Below are 12345 nucleotides of genomic sequence, written 5' to 3' on the forward strand. Positions count from 1 at the left end.
CCCGCCTGGTCGTGCCCGCCGCGCAGCGCGCCCCGGCGCTGTTCACCGCCGCCGTACGGGCCCTGGCCTGACCCGGCGCGGTGGCGGCACCTGCGGGCGGCCCCGCCGCTAGCGATCTCCTCGAACAGCCCAAGACTGGGCATACTTCCGCCCGCCCTGTGGGCTGTGCCGCCGGGCACAGACGAGACTGCTGCTATGAACGCGGCTGAATCGCAGGCGCCCTCCGGACGCATGGAGTACGCGGGCGCCGTGTACGGCTCGCTGCTGGCGGCGTCCGTGGTCGCCGGCAGCGCGGCGGACGGCACACCCCTCCAGGCCGGAGACCTCGCGACCGTGCTGATCAGCACCGGCGTGGTGTTCTGGCTCGCTCACATGTACGCCCAGGTGGTGAGCCAGGGTGTGCACCCGCTGACGTGGGAGCACGTGCGCGCGGCCGGGCGGCACGAATGGCCGCTGGCCCAGGCCGCGTTCCCGCCCGCGATCGCCGCCGCGTTCGCCTCGGCGTTCGGCATGTCCGACGGCGCGGCGGCCTGGGCCGCCCTGACCGTCGCGGTGGCGAGCCAGGTCATCTGGGCGGTCGCCGCCGCGGTGACCACCCACGCCTCCACGAGGGTCGTCATCCTTTCCGGGATCGCCAACCTCGCCCTTGGGCTGGCCATCGTCGCGCTCAAGACCGTGGTGGCCGCCCACTAGCGCTGACCGGCTGATCACCTGCGGGCGAAGTACACCTCGTCCAGGTCGCCGTGGAACTGGTCGGTCTGCGCGTCGGCCTGGTCGGCCCGCACCCGCTTGCCGCCGATCACGGCGGAGCCGTCCGGCCGGATCGCGCCCACCGTGGCCACCGCCTGCGCGGGCGGGACGATCGCGTCGCCGGTGACCGGATCCAGCACCCGGATCTGGAACAGCACCGACGACAGCCGCGCGCACCGCACCCGGTGCCAGCGCCCGACGGCCATCCGGTACGCGCGCGCGGGCAGCAGCACCACCCGCGTGCCGTCCGACCAGCGGCACGAGGGGCGCCCGCCGTCCACCTGCAGCTTCCACTGGCTCTGGCCGGCGCCCGCAAGGCCGAACTGCCACACGTTCATCCCGGCGTCGGGCGACGGCTCGGCGGTCAGCCGCACGTCCGCGCCGAAGCTGAACCGCCCCGTGCCGCCCTTCGGCATCAGGGCGGCGGAGTCGGCCGGTCGCACGACCGCCTGCGGGCACGGGACAGCCGCGCAGTGCCCGGCGGGAAAGCGCAGGAAGAGGTCCCCGGACCCGCCGGACGACGCGTCGAAGAGGGAGAGCACCCGGCCGCCGTTGGCGGACAGGACCGTGCCGTGGCGCGCGTACGGGCCGCTGTCGGCCACCGACACCGGGGACGGCATCGCGCCGTCGTAGCGCACCTCGTCATCCAGCCCCGCCGCGGCCGGACCCGCGACCAGCGTCAGGGCAAGCGCCACGGCGACGGAGAGGAACCTCGCCATGACGCTCAGTGCAGCAGTGATCCCGTGCCCGGTCAACGTCGCACGGACGGGTGCGGATGAGTGCGGATGAGTGCGGATGAGTGCGGACGAGTGCGGATGACTTGCGTGTCACCAGTTGGCGGGCAGGCCGGGGGCCGGGGCGGGCAGCGCGTGGCCGGGCGGGTGGACGACGTAGACGATGCCGCCGCTGCTGGAGCTGCGCAGCCAGACGTTCTCGAAGGCGGCCCGCGGGTAGACGCGCCGCACCGCCTCGTTGCCGGACGAGGCCGGGTCGTGGGCGATCACGTCGCCGGTCGCGGTGAAGCCGACGACCACCATGATGTGGCCGTTCGTGCCGTATCCGGCTCCCGGCAGCTCGCCCTTCCTGAACGACTGCGAGGTTATCACCGGTACGCCCGCGGTGATCAGGCGTTCCAGCTCGGTGAGCGAGCGGAGGCGCGTGATGAAGCCGTCCAGCCCGTAGTGGCCGGCATAGGCGGTGTTGAACGGCCAGTTGCCCGCCCCCTTGTAGGCGTGGTCGTAGGTGTGGCGGGCGGCGTGGTCGACCTCCGGGTTCGGATCCGACGGCTCGACCCAGGAGGTGTCCTGCGCGCCGGGCCACTTCCCCCAGTAGCCGAGGACCATGGTCGTCGAGGTGGGGCTGCACCAGGCCCGGCCGCCGCCGTCCCACTCGGGGTAGTGGCCCTGGTGCACGTTCTGGGAGCGGCGTGGCACGGCCAGCTCGGTGCCCCACGCGCCGCCGCCGGGGCTGACCGGCACCGACCTGCGTTCGGGCACGTACGAGGCCATCGCCCCGAGCGTCCGCACCCGCGGCGTCACGGCGGAGCCGGGCGTCCGGTAGAGGGTGAGGCGGAGCTGGTAGGCGTTGATCCGCTTGCCCGCCGCGGCCACCAGCGTGTCGACGGCCACGGTCGCGTCGGCGTCGCCCTGCCCGGGCAGCGAGGTGCGCCTGATGTCGCCGTCGCCGTAGGCCCAGCGGCCCATCACGTACCACTTGGTCAGCCCGGAGGCGTGCCTGGCCCGCGCCTCGACCTGCATCCAGCTCCCCGGCGGGATGTCGGCCGTCCAGGACGCGATCAGCTCGGTGGCGGGGAAGCCGACCGGCCGCTCGGGACCCGTCCAGCGGGCGTACTCCCACGTCCTGCTGCCGAGGGCGTCGGTGTAGGAGGTGACGCCGACGGCCGAGGCGAAGGACAGGCCGTCGCCGGTCGCCGTGCCCTCGGCCGTGCCGGAGCCGAAGACGGCCCGGTCGTAGACGACGTTCACCGCGCCTGACGGCCCTTCGCCGGTGCGTGACGGCCCTTTCCCGCGGGCCGCTACAGAGCCGACGACAGAGCCGACGACAGAGCCGGCGACGGGTGCCGCGATCGTCGTGGCGATCAGGGCCGTGGACAGGACTACGGTCAACCCGCGCATGAATTCGCCTTCGTGGAGGGCCTCGACGCGGCCGAGAGTAGGCAGAGCCGGCAGAATGACGCGTCGGGAAATCTACGTATCGCCCAGGCGGGGCCCTGGACGGCCGCCGCCGGGTCACTTCTGGTGGCGTTCCTTCATCTCCGACTCGAAGACGTGCCGCCTGCCCTCCGCCAGCTCGTCCCTGATCCTCCTCTCCAGGTCCACGAAGCACCGGTAGTAGCCGTCGTCGTACTCCTCGACGACCTGGAACGTCCACCGGCCGGCGAGCACGTCCCGCCCCAGCAGCTCCGTGGACAGGGCGTCGGCCTGGCTCCGGTGCCCGGCGGCGCGCAACCCCTCGATCACCTCCTCCAGGTCCGCATGGGCGCTCCCGGTCAGCTGGTGGAACGCGTACAGGTGCCCGCGGGCCCGCTCCACCTTCTCCAGCGCGCAGGAGAGCTTGCCCATCGCTTCGACGGTGGCGTCGTCCAGCCCGGCGGGCCGCCGCCCGCGCCACTCGGGAATCTCGTCTCTCATGTCCGGTGCGTTCCCCGCACCGGACGTCCCTATCTCCGCGCCGGGCCCCCACCTGCGCCCGCATGCGCGCTCGCCGCCCAGCGAGGTGATCAATACTGGAGACATGACGGTTGACGTGGCGCTCGTGTCGGTCGTGGCGCGGCTGTTCGGCCTCGGCGAGGTGCGTTCGGCGCCCGTCCGGCTCCAGGGGTACGGCACGGCGGGCGCCTGGCGGGTGCGCACCGACACCGGCCGCTGGGTGGTCAAGACCGCCCGGCCGGTGGAGCCGTGGGAGTTCGCCGCCATGCGCGACGCGGGAGCCCTGGAGAGAGCCGCCATCGCCGCCGGTGTCACGGTGCCGCGGGCGGTCGAGCCGCCCCATGACGCCGGCGCCGCGGGCCGGACGGCCGGCTACTGGACGGCCGTCCCGGGCAGGCCCGACCACGCACGGGTGAGCGAGTGGATGGACGGCGAGCACCCGCTGATCCCGGCGGACGCCGGCGTCGCGGCATGGCTGGGCCGCACCGTGGCGGTGCTGGCCGCCGCCGCGCCACCGGCGTCCGTCCACTCGGGCCGGGGCTACCCTCTTCATCCGCTCGCCGCCTGGCAGGAGTGGCTGGACGCGGCGCTGAAGGCGGAGCTCGTCGACCAGGAGGCACGCGAGCGGCTCTGGTCCGCCGTCGTCGAGGGGACCAGGATCGTCGAGGCCGGCCTGGCCGCGCCTCCACCCTTAGTGATCTCGCATCGCGACATCAACCACCGCAACATCCTCCTCACTGCCCGCGGCCCGGCGCTGATCGACTTCGACGTCTCCGGGCCGGAGGCGCCCTGGTGGGAGCTCGTGCACTTCGCGTTCCTGCTGGCCTGCGCCAGCCTCGGCGACGACGAGCCGGATCCCGCCCTGCTGGCCGCCGCCGTCCGGGCCTTCGAGGAGGCGGGCGGGCAGGCCGGCGGCCGGGACGTCGGCGCGTTCACCGGCCTGGTGCGCGGCATGCTCGAATGGCCGGCACAGCACCTCTCGCTGGTCCTCTCCGCCGGTCGCCTCTCGCCCGCCCGTCGCGCCGCCGCCGTGGCCCAGATCCACGACGCGGCGAGGGTGCTGCCCGAGATCGTCCGTTCCCTGGACCGGTGGGCGGGCGTCCTCCGCTCGCTCTGAGCGTACGGGCGGGGGCGGTGCGATGATCCGGCCGTGGACCGTGACAGGGTTGCGGAGGAGGCAACAGCGTGAGCGACGGGACAAGCAAGATGTTCTTTCCTGAAATCATCTCTCCCGTGCGGCGCATCGGGCAGCGGGAGTTCGACTTCGACCGTCAGGTCGCGATCATGGCCATCGTCAACAGGACGCCCAACTCCTTCCACGACCGGGGCCGGACGTTCGAGCTGTCCCGCGCGGTCGAGGCGGCGTGCGGGGCCGTGGACGAGGGAGCCGACTGGATCGACATCGGCGGTTTCGCGTTCAGCGCCGACCAGGAGCCGATCACGGTGGGCGAGGAGATCGAGCGGGTCGCCCCCGTCATCGCCGAGGTCCGCGCCAAGACCGACGCGGTGATCTCCGTGGACACCCACCGCGCCGAGGTGGCCGAGGCCGCCGTCGAGGCGGGCGCGGACGTCATCAACGACACCAACGGCCTGCGCGAGCCCGGCACGGCGCGGATCGCCGCCGAGACGGGCGCGGGCGTGATCATCACGCACAGCCTGGGCGGCCCGGGGAAGCAGGTCTCCCGGCCCACCTACGGGGACGTGGTCGCCGAGGTGGCGGCGTTCCTCCGCGAGCGCGTACGGTTCGCCCTCGACTGCGGCGTCTCCGCCGACCGGATCATCATCGACCCCGGCCACGACCTGAACAAGAACACCCACCACTCGCTGGAGCTGACCAGGCGGATCGACGAGATCGCCGCCATCGGCCACCCGACCCTGGCCGCGCTGTCGAACAAGGACTTCATCGGCGAGACCCTCGACCGCCCGCAGGGGGAGCGCAAGGAGGGCACGATCGCCGCGAACGTGGTGGCGATCCTGGGCGGCGCCCGCATCCTGCGCGTCCACGACGTGCCCAGCACGGTCGCGGCCGTCCGCATGACCGAGGCCGTTCTCGGCTGGCGGCCACCCGCGAACCCCCGCCACAACCTCACCTGAGCGCCCGAAATCCCGGTGCGCCGCCATCCCACGCCGGGATAGCCTCGCGCCTCGTGACCCCTCCCCGCGAACGCCCTCCCTTCACCGCCGACGAGCGGGCGCAGCTCGTCGGCTGGCTCGACATGCAGCGCTCGATCATCCACTGGAAGTGCGAGGGGCTGTCCGACGCCGACGCGCACCGGCAGGTCCTCCCCACCTCGCCGCTGATGACCATGGCCGGCCTCGTCTCGCACCTGCGCTGGGTCGAGCACTCCTGGTTCGAGGTCCTCTTCCTGGGCCGCCCGGCCACGGGTCCCCAGTTCGACGGGGAGGAGGACGCCGACATGATGGCCGACGGCGTCCCGCTCGCCCGGCTCCTGGAGGAGTACGAACGGCAGTGCGCGCTGTCGAACGAGATCGTCGCCGCCCACTCGCTGGACGACGTGGGCCGGCACCCCGACTTCCGCTCGTCCGCCGGAAGCCTGCGCTGGATGCTGCTCCACATGATCGAGGAGACCGCCCGGCACGCCGGCCACGCCGACGTCATCCACGAGCTCCTCGACGGAGGGAAGGGCTACTACTGACCTTGCGGAGAAGACCCTCACCCAGGCCCCGATCCGGCGTGAACCATCCGCCTGCGGCGGTTGTCGAACCGACTGGAACGCTTCGGTCATCGCCGCGATGCCGGGCCAGTTCCCAGGGGCCGGCACCACACCGGCGCGGCGCACGAGGGGGTTCGGATGAGCGGAAGCGCGAGGTCGCGCGGGGTGGCACGACGGCGTACGACGCGGGGGACGGCCCTGCTGCTCGCCGCGGCCGGCCTGATGGCCACGGCGTGCGGCGCCGGCCAGGACGGGAGCCCGGTGGCGGTGGACCGGGCGGGCGGGGCAGCGCTGGAGACGCCCGAGCGCGAGGCCCCCGAGAGGGAGACGCCCGAGCGCGAGGCCCCCGAGAGGGAGGCGCCCGAGAGGGAGACGCCCGAGCGCGAGGCCCCCGAGAGGGAGGCGCCCGAGAGGGAGGCCGCTACGACGGCGCCGAGGAGCGACGGCTTACCGGCCGTGATGGGCGGCGGCGCGCAGGGCCCCCGCCCCGGCTCCGGCCTGAAGGGGCGGGCGATCGTCGCCCCGACCCCGCAGACGACCCCCGGCACACCTCCCTCGGCGACCCCGGGAACACCCGGAGGCTCGCCACCCGCGACCGCGGGCGCCACCCCACCCGTCACCCCAGGCGCAGCACGTCCAACGCCAGGGACGCCAGGGGGTACGCCTCCCACCCCGGGTGCGACCCATCCCGCGCAGCAGACCCGGCACCAGACCCCGCACCAGACCCCGCACCAGACCCCGCACCAGACCCCGCACCAGACGCAGTCGCCCAGATCGCTCGGCCAGACGCTGAGTGACGCCCTCCGCGGCATGCTGACGGGCTCCCCGCCCGCCATGCCCACACCGGAGCCGGTGCCCTCCACCCCCGGCCAGGTGTGGACGACCGACTGCCGGCGCGTCAAGTGCGTCGCCCTCACGTTCGACGACGGTCCGGGCCCGTACACCGGCGCCCTGCTGCGCCACCTCGCCGCGCGCGACGCCCGCGCCACGTTCTTCGTCGTCGGCCAGAACGTCGTCGCGAACCCCGGCATGGTGCGGCGGGCCGCCGCGGCCGGGCACGAGATCGCCGGTCACAGCTGGTCACACCGCGACCTGACCAGGCTGTCGGGTGCCGCCATCCGCGCCGACCTGTCGCGCACCGACCTGGCCATCAGGGGGGCGACGGGCGTCGCCCCAAGCCTCATGCGCCCGCCGTACGGCGCGGTCAACCGCCGCGTCCGCAAGCACACGACCCACCCGTTGATCCTGTGGAGCGTGGACACCGAGGACTGGAGGTACCGCAACAGCGCCAGAGTGGCACGTAAGGCGATCAAGGGGACCAGGCCCGGCGGCATCGTCCTGTTCCACGACATCCATCCGACGACGGTCAAGGCGATCCCGCGCGTGCTCAAGACCCTGTCCGCCCGCGGCTACCACTTCGTCACGGTCAGCGAGCTGCTCGGCGCCCACCCACCGAAGCTCGTCTACGACGCCCCTCGCCCGGAGCCCACGACCCTGTGCCCGACCGACCAGTCGATGGACCTTCCGCCGGGGCGGCGAGGCGTGACCAGGCCGTGCTCGTAGGCGAGCATGTGGATCACTTTCCCGGCCCGGAGCCGGGCCGAACGATCATCATGACGACGACGATCGCCCAGAGCAGGTTGTAGACGCCGGCGAGCATGGACAGCGCACGCAACCGCCGCCCGTCGTCAGGATCGCTGAGCGCCTCGCGCTGACGCGGATAGATCTGCGTGGCGAGCAGCCCGCCCGCGGCGGCGGTGAGCACCATGGACAGGTTGATCCAGATCTCGCCCATCCGCCCTTGCGCGACGGCCAGGACGATCCCGACCACCGGCACGACGAGACCGAAGACGGCGTAACCCCCGGTGATGCGGTGCAGCGCGACGGCCACACCCCTGCTCCGCCCCTCCCCGTCGTCGCCGGCGACCGGACCGCCGGCGGGGGACACGGGCGCGTAGCGCGGGAGCCTTCAGTCACCCTGAAGGTCGGGGGAGACTCAGCGGCTGATCCCGCCGGAGAAAGCCGCGCGAACGGCCTGACCCACCTGCCGCTGGATGGGATCCGCGTCCGGGCCGACCATCCGATCGTCGACCTCGGCGACCGCCGCCTTGGCGGCGTCGAGCAGGCGCGCGCCGTCAGCGGTCACCTCGATGGCCGAGGCCGAACCCGCGCGGGCGGTGCTGTCGCGCACCAGCCCGGCCGCGGCCAGCGCCTTCACCGCCGCGTGCACGCTCTGCACCGTGATCCCCGACATGCGCGCCAGATCGCTGAACGACACTCCGGGCACACCGGCGATGTGCCCCAGCAGCCCCAGCCGGCTGACGGTGAGGTCGAGCGGCGCGAGAACGGCGTTGAGCTCGGCCTCGATCCGGCGCGCCAGCGTCAGCACCACGATGGAGGTGCTGGTCACAGGCGGAGCGGAGCGGCCGTTCTCAGTCACCACCCCAGTTTCCCCCGCTCACCAGCATGATTAGCGCCTCCCGAGTGGGGAAGCGGCGGTAGAGGGTGGCCAACATCCGGAAAGGAGCCGGCATGCCTTCTCCTGCTGTGCACCGTTCCATGCAGGTCGCCGAGCCCGGCGGGGACGTGTCCCTGGCTCTGGTCGATACCCAGGAGCCCGGCGCCGGCCAGGTGCGGGTCACCGTCGAGGCGTGTGGGGTGTGCCACTCCGACGTGTTGATCATCGGCGGATACCTCCCGGGCACCAGCTTTCCCGTCACACCAGGGCACGAGATCGCGGGACGCATCGACACGATCGGCGACAACGTCACGGGCTGGTCCGTCGGTGACCGGGTGGCGGTCGGCTGGTACGGAGGAAGTTGCGGCCACTGCGACGCCTGCAGGGAAGGCGACGGCGTCCTCTGTCCCGAGCTTCAGGTGCCGGGGGCCGCGTACGCCGGAGGGTTCGCCGACTCCGTCGTGGTGCCCGCCGTCGCCCTGGCCGCAGTCCCGGACGAGCTCACCCCGGTGGAGGCGGCACCCCTGGCCTGCGCCGGCGTGACCGTGTACAATGCGCTGCGCCGCAGCTCCGCCCGCCCGGGCGACACCGTCGCGGTTCTCGGCCTGGGCGGCCTGGGGCACCTGGGCGTTCAGTTCGCCTCGAAGATGGGCTTCAACACCATCGCGGTGGCCCGCGGCCCGGAGAAGGCGTCGCTGGCTCACAAGCTCGGCGCGTCTCACTACATCGACAGCGCCACCGAGAAGGCGGCCGACGCGCTGCGGGCCCACGGGGGAGCCAAGGTGGTGCTGGCGACGGTGACCAACGCCGCGGCGATCTCCGCGACGGTCGACGGGCTGGAGCGCCGCGGTGAGCTCATCGTCGCCGGTGTCGCCATGGAACCGCTGGAGGTCACGCCCCTGCAGCTCGTGAGCGGGGCCAAGCGGGTGTACGGGCACGCTTCAGGGATCGCGGTCGACACCCAGGACACCCTGAGGTTCGCCGTCCAGAGTGGCGTCCGCGCGTGGACCGAGGAGGTTCCGCTGGAGGAAGCAGATGCGGCGTTCCGGAAGATGGTCTCCGGCCAGGCCCGCTTCCGCATGGTCCTCACCACCGGTAGCTGAATACCCTTCCCACGGCGGGCACTCAGCAGACGGATAGCCGACGCCCTTTTGGACAGCCGCCAAGCCGCTCGTCATCCAGCCCGTCGGCTGGAGGTGTATTGCGCGGGATGGCGGCTGATCGCACATTTGAAAGGACGCACTCCAGGCGAGGCCGACTTCCGTGGGGGACATGGAGTGTCCGGAGATCTGGCTGACCGGCCAGGACCGGAAGAACCTCGGGGTGCTGGCCGCTCCATTCGCCGCGGCGGGGCTGAAGGTCCGCCTCGTTCCCCGGCCGGGCGAGCCGGGGCCGGGCGTGATCGCGTTCAGAGATGCGGACGACGACCTGGACGAGGCGATCCGCGGGCTCGGCGGGGCCGGGGAGGGGAGGGTCATCGCCATGGCGATGCCCAGGAAGACGGCGGAGGACGCCGTGCGGTGGCGGCTGCTGTCCCTGGGCGCCTGCGACGTGCTGCTGTGGGAACGTTCCACGGCGGCTCAGATCGCGGCCAGGTTCGCTCACTGGGACAGGGTGGACGGCCCGGCGGACTCGCCGGAGGTGCGTGAGCGCCTGGCGGGGGCCAGCCCGCGCTGGCGGCTGTTCGTCAGGGACGTGGTCGAGGTGGCGCTGCTGTCCAGCGTGTCCGTGCTCATCACCGGGGAGAGCGGAACGGGCAAGGAGCTGGTGGCCAGGCTCATCCACGATCTCGCCCCCGCCCGCGCAAGGGCGAACTGGTCGTGGCGGACTGCACGACCGTCGTCCCCACCTTGTCGGGCAGCGAGTTCTTCGGGCACGAACGCGGCGCGTTCACCGGCGCGATCAGTACCCGGGAAGGGGCGTTCGCGCACGCCGACGGCGGCTCCCTGTTTCTCGACGAGGTCGGTGAGCTGTCTCCTGAGATGCAGGCCGAACTGCTGCGCGTGCTGCAGGAGGGCGCCTACAAGCGGGTCGGCAGCGACACCTGGCGGCGGACATCGTTCCAGGCTGATCTGCGCCACGAACCGCGATCTGGCCCGGCAGCAGGAGGTCGGCGCGTTCCGCAGCGACTTCTACCACCGGATCGCGGCCTGGCGTTTCCACTTGCCCACGCTCGCCGAGCGGCCAGAGGACGTGTGCCTGCTGGCCCGCCCTTCCTGGCTGAGTTCCGTACCGACCAGGTGCCCGAGATGGACGAGACGGTGCAGTCATTGCTCCAGCGGCGCTCCTACCCAGGAACGAGCGCGACCTGCGCCAGCTCGTGGCCCGCATCGCCTACCGGCACGTCGGGTCGGGCGCGTCACCGTTGGCGATGTGCCATCGGACGAGCCTCCGCCGGACGTGCCGCACCTGGGCCAACGTCCGGCGGGTGAGCCGGACACGCGGATGGAGCAGTCGCTCTCGACAGGCATCCGGCTGGCGATCCACCAGGGCCACGGCATGAAGGACATCGTCCGGTGCGTACGGGAGGTGCGGACCGGGCAGGTCCGGCAGGTGGCGGTGTCGAAGCGGACCTGGATGTAGTCGTGTCCTTTGATCCGTAGCGGTCCCCAACTGCGGCTGCGTGAGCCTCGCGGGCAGATGGCCACCTGACGCTCCCAGCCGTGATCGCCGGCAAGAGCGATACCTTTCTCGGCGAACGCTACCGGCGCATCGCCCGCCGCCGCGGCACCAAACGCGCCATCGTCGCTGTCGGCCGCACCATCTGACCACCGTCTGGCATCTGCTGTCCGACACCCACTTCATCGACCTCGGAGCCGACTTCTGCGATCGGCGACTCGGCCCCGAACGCAAGAAACGCAACTACATCCGCCAGCTCGAAGCCCTCGGCTACCGAGTCATCCTCCAACCAGCCTGACCCAGCCAGCCTCATCGCCAACCCCGACCCGCCACAGCACGCCGTACGCGATGCCCTGCGCCTCTATGTTGTCGAGCAGCTCGGCGATGGCGGGGTGCTGATCATGGATGAGACCGGCTTCCTCAAGAAGGCCAGCGGCTCGGCCGGGGTGCAGCGCCCATACACCCGCACTGCAGGGCGGATCGAAAACAGCCAGGTCGGCGTGTTCCTGGCCAATGCCACACCACACGGACGGGCGCTGGTGGACCGGTGGCTCTACCTGCCTGAGCACTCCTGGCTGGCCGATCCCGGCCGGTGCCGCGCAGCCAGGGTGCCCGAGCAGACCGCGTTCGCCACCGAGCCCGCCCTGGTGGCCGAGATGATCGCTGACGTCCCGGATGCCGGGCTGTCGGCGCGGTGGGTGAGTGGCGATGAGGTCTACGGCCAGGACCGCGCCTGCGCGGCCTGCTGGAGCGACGCCGGATAGGCCACGTGCTGGCGATCGCAGGCAACCGGCGGGTCAACTTGGCCGGGGTCGACCGCAGCACGGCCGCCATCGCCGCCTACGTGGCTGGTCGGCACCGGCACCGCTACCGCGCCAGTCAGGGGGCCAAGGGCCCGCGCTGGTACGCCTGGGCCTGGGCGCGCATCGACGAAGCCGAGTCCGAGGGGTATCGGTGGCTGCTCATCCGCCGCAACCTGACCACCGGCGAGTTCGCCTTCTGTCACGCGCCAACGCCGATGCCGCTGATGGCCCTGGTACGCATCGAGCGGCAAGCTCGCAATTCAAACCGAAGTAGAGGTCGTCGGACCGGAACAGATTAGCCTGCGGCTTTCACGGCGAATTTGAGCCGACCTGATCATTCACATAAGAAAAGTGCCCTTGAGCTGGGAGGA

The 12345-nt window shown here is 72.2% G+C and carries 13 protein-coding genes and 2 pseudogenes; 9 read left to right on the forward strand and 6 right to left on the reverse strand.

Annotation, left to right across the window (positions count from 1 at the left end; genetic code table 11):
* The first annotated feature begins 195 nt into the window (after positions 1-195).
* Positions 196-693 carry a hypothetical protein gene (locus tag DQW85_RS35930; protein ID WP_162795653.1) on the forward strand — a complete coding sequence of 166 codons (498 nt, stop codon included), beginning with the start codon at positions 196-198 and terminating at the stop codon, positions 691-693.
* A gap of 14 nt (positions 694-707) precedes the next feature.
* On the opposite strand, the gene DQW85_RS35935 is transcribed toward DQW85_RS35930, so the two are convergent.
* The 3 genes from DQW85_RS35935 to DQW85_RS35945 form a co-directional block, all read right to left on the reverse strand.
* On the reverse strand, positions 708-1469 hold the full coding sequence (locus DQW85_RS35935; protein ID WP_113704206.1) for a LamG domain-containing protein: 762 nt from the start codon (positions 1467-1469) through the stop codon (positions 708-710).
* 108 nt (positions 1470-1577) lie between these two features.
* Positions 1578-2885, reverse strand: a complete 1308-nt coding sequence (locus DQW85_RS35940) for a C39 family peptidase (protein WP_113704207.1) — start codon at positions 2883-2885, stop codon at positions 1578-1580.
* 114 nt (positions 2886-2999) lie between these two features.
* Positions 3000-3401, reverse strand: a complete 402-nt coding sequence (locus DQW85_RS35945; protein WP_113704208.1) for a hypothetical protein — start codon at positions 3399-3401, stop codon at positions 3000-3002.
* Positions 3402-3504: 103 nt separating this feature from the next.
* On the opposite strand from DQW85_RS35945, the gene DQW85_RS35950 reads away from it, so the two are divergent.
* From DQW85_RS35950 to DQW85_RS35960, 3 genes are all read left to right on the forward strand, one after another.
* Positions 3505-4536 (forward strand): phosphotransferase, encoded by a 1032-nt coding sequence (locus tag DQW85_RS35950; RefSeq protein ID WP_162795654.1) that lies wholly within the window; start codon positions 3505-3507, stop codon positions 4534-4536.
* Between the two features lie 68 nt (positions 4537-4604).
* The gene (gene folP / locus DQW85_RS35955; RefSeq protein ID WP_240197654.1) at positions 4605-5513 is read left to right on the forward strand and encodes a dihydropteroate synthase; all 909 of its coding nucleotides are present in this window, start codon (positions 4605-4607) and stop codon (positions 5511-5513) included.
* A gap of 53 nt (positions 5514-5566) precedes the next feature.
* Complete coding sequence (locus DQW85_RS35960) at positions 5567-6076, forward strand: DinB family protein (protein WP_113704211.1); 510 nt, start codon at positions 5567-5569, stop codon at positions 6074-6076.
* Positions 6077-6162: 86 nt separating this feature from the next.
* On the opposite strand, the gene DQW85_RS48360 is transcribed toward DQW85_RS35960, so the two are convergent.
* The gene (locus tag DQW85_RS48360; protein WP_420819209.1) at positions 6163-6930 is read right to left on the reverse strand and encodes a pentapeptide repeat-containing protein; all 768 of its coding nucleotides are present in this window, start codon (positions 6928-6930) and stop codon (positions 6163-6165) included.
* Here DQW85_RS48360 and DQW85_RS48365 point away from each other — a divergent pair.
* A complete protein-coding gene (locus DQW85_RS48365; RefSeq protein ID WP_113704218.1) occupies positions 6929-7657 on the forward strand; it encodes a polysaccharide deacetylase family protein in 729 nt (242 codons plus the stop codon). The two genes, DQW85_RS48360 and DQW85_RS48365, sit on opposite strands and share 2 nt — an antisense overlap.
* A 13-nt stretch (positions 7658-7670) precedes the next feature.
* On the opposite strand, the gene DQW85_RS35975 is transcribed toward DQW85_RS48365, so the two are convergent.
* Together DQW85_RS35975 and DQW85_RS35980 are read right to left on the reverse strand one after the other, a co-directional pair.
* Complete coding sequence (locus tag DQW85_RS35975) at positions 7671-8042, reverse strand: hypothetical protein (RefSeq protein WP_205315663.1); 372 nt, start codon at positions 8040-8042, stop codon at positions 7671-7673.
* A gap of 48 nt (positions 8043-8090) precedes the next feature.
* A complete protein-coding gene (locus DQW85_RS35980; RefSeq protein WP_113704213.1) occupies positions 8091-8537 on the reverse strand; it encodes a MarR family winged helix-turn-helix transcriptional regulator in 447 nt (148 codons plus the stop codon).
* A gap of 89 nt (positions 8538-8626) precedes the next feature.
* Here DQW85_RS35980 and DQW85_RS35985 point away from each other — a divergent pair, with 89 nt between their 5' ends.
* The 4 genes and pseudogenes from DQW85_RS35985 to DQW85_RS48380 all read left to right on the forward strand — a co-directional run.
* Positions 8627-9655, forward strand: coding sequence for an alcohol dehydrogenase catalytic domain-containing protein (locus DQW85_RS35985; protein WP_113704214.1), 1029 nt, complete (start codon positions 8627-8629; stop codon positions 9653-9655).
* Between the two features lie 385 nt (positions 9656-10040).
* Positions 10041-10337 (forward strand): annotated as a pseudogene (locus tag DQW85_RS48370) (sigma 54-interacting transcriptional regulator); the annotation flags it as partial.
* 35 nt (positions 10338-10372) lie between these two features.
* Positions 10373-10984, forward strand: coding sequence for a sigma 54-interacting transcriptional regulator (locus DQW85_RS48375; RefSeq protein WP_420819210.1), 612 nt, complete (start codon positions 10373-10375; stop codon positions 10982-10984).
* A gap of 525 nt (positions 10985-11509) precedes the next feature.
* Positions 11510-12216, forward strand: a pseudogene (locus DQW85_RS48380) (IS701 family transposase); the annotation flags it as partial.
* Positions 12217-12345: the final 129 nt, after the last annotated feature.

The organism is Nonomuraea lactucae (assembly GCF_003313395.1).
Taxonomy (GTDB): Bacteria; Actinomycetota; Actinomycetes; order Streptosporangiales; family Streptosporangiaceae; genus Nonomuraea; species Nonomuraea lactucae.

What these genes read in the sequence shown, in the direction of transcription:
- DQW85_RS35930 (WP_162795653.1), top strand. Translation starts at nt 196, where the DNA reads ATGAACGCGGCTGAATCGCAGGCGCCCTCCGGACGCATGGAGTACGCG.
- DQW85_RS35935 (WP_113704206.1), bottom strand. Translation starts at nt 1,469, where the DNA reads ATGGCGAGGTTCCTCTCCGTCGCCGTGGCGCTTGCCCTGACGCTGGTC.
- DQW85_RS35940 (WP_113704207.1), bottom strand. Translation starts at nt 2,885, where the DNA reads ATGCGCGGGTTGACCGTAGTCCTGTCCACGGCCCTGATCGCCACGACG.
- DQW85_RS35945 (WP_113704208.1), bottom strand. Translation starts at nt 3,401, where the DNA reads ATGAGAGACGAGATTCCCGAGTGGCGCGGGCGGCGGCCCGCCGGGCTG.
- DQW85_RS35950 (WP_162795654.1), top strand. Translation starts at nt 3,505, where the DNA reads ATGACGGTTGACGTGGCGCTCGTGTCGGTCGTGGCGCGGCTGTTCGGC.
- DQW85_RS48365 (WP_113704218.1), top strand. Translation starts at nt 6,929, where the DNA reads ATGCCCACACCGGAGCCGGTGCCCTCCACCCCCGGCCAGGTGTGGACG.
- DQW85_RS48360 (WP_420819209.1), bottom strand. Translation starts at nt 6,930, where the DNA reads ATGGCGGGCGGGGAGCCCGTCAGCATGCCGCGGAGGGCGTCACTCAGC.
- DQW85_RS35985 (WP_113704214.1), top strand. Translation starts at nt 8,627, where the DNA reads ATGCCTTCTCCTGCTGTGCACCGTTCCATGCAGGTCGCCGAGCCCGGC.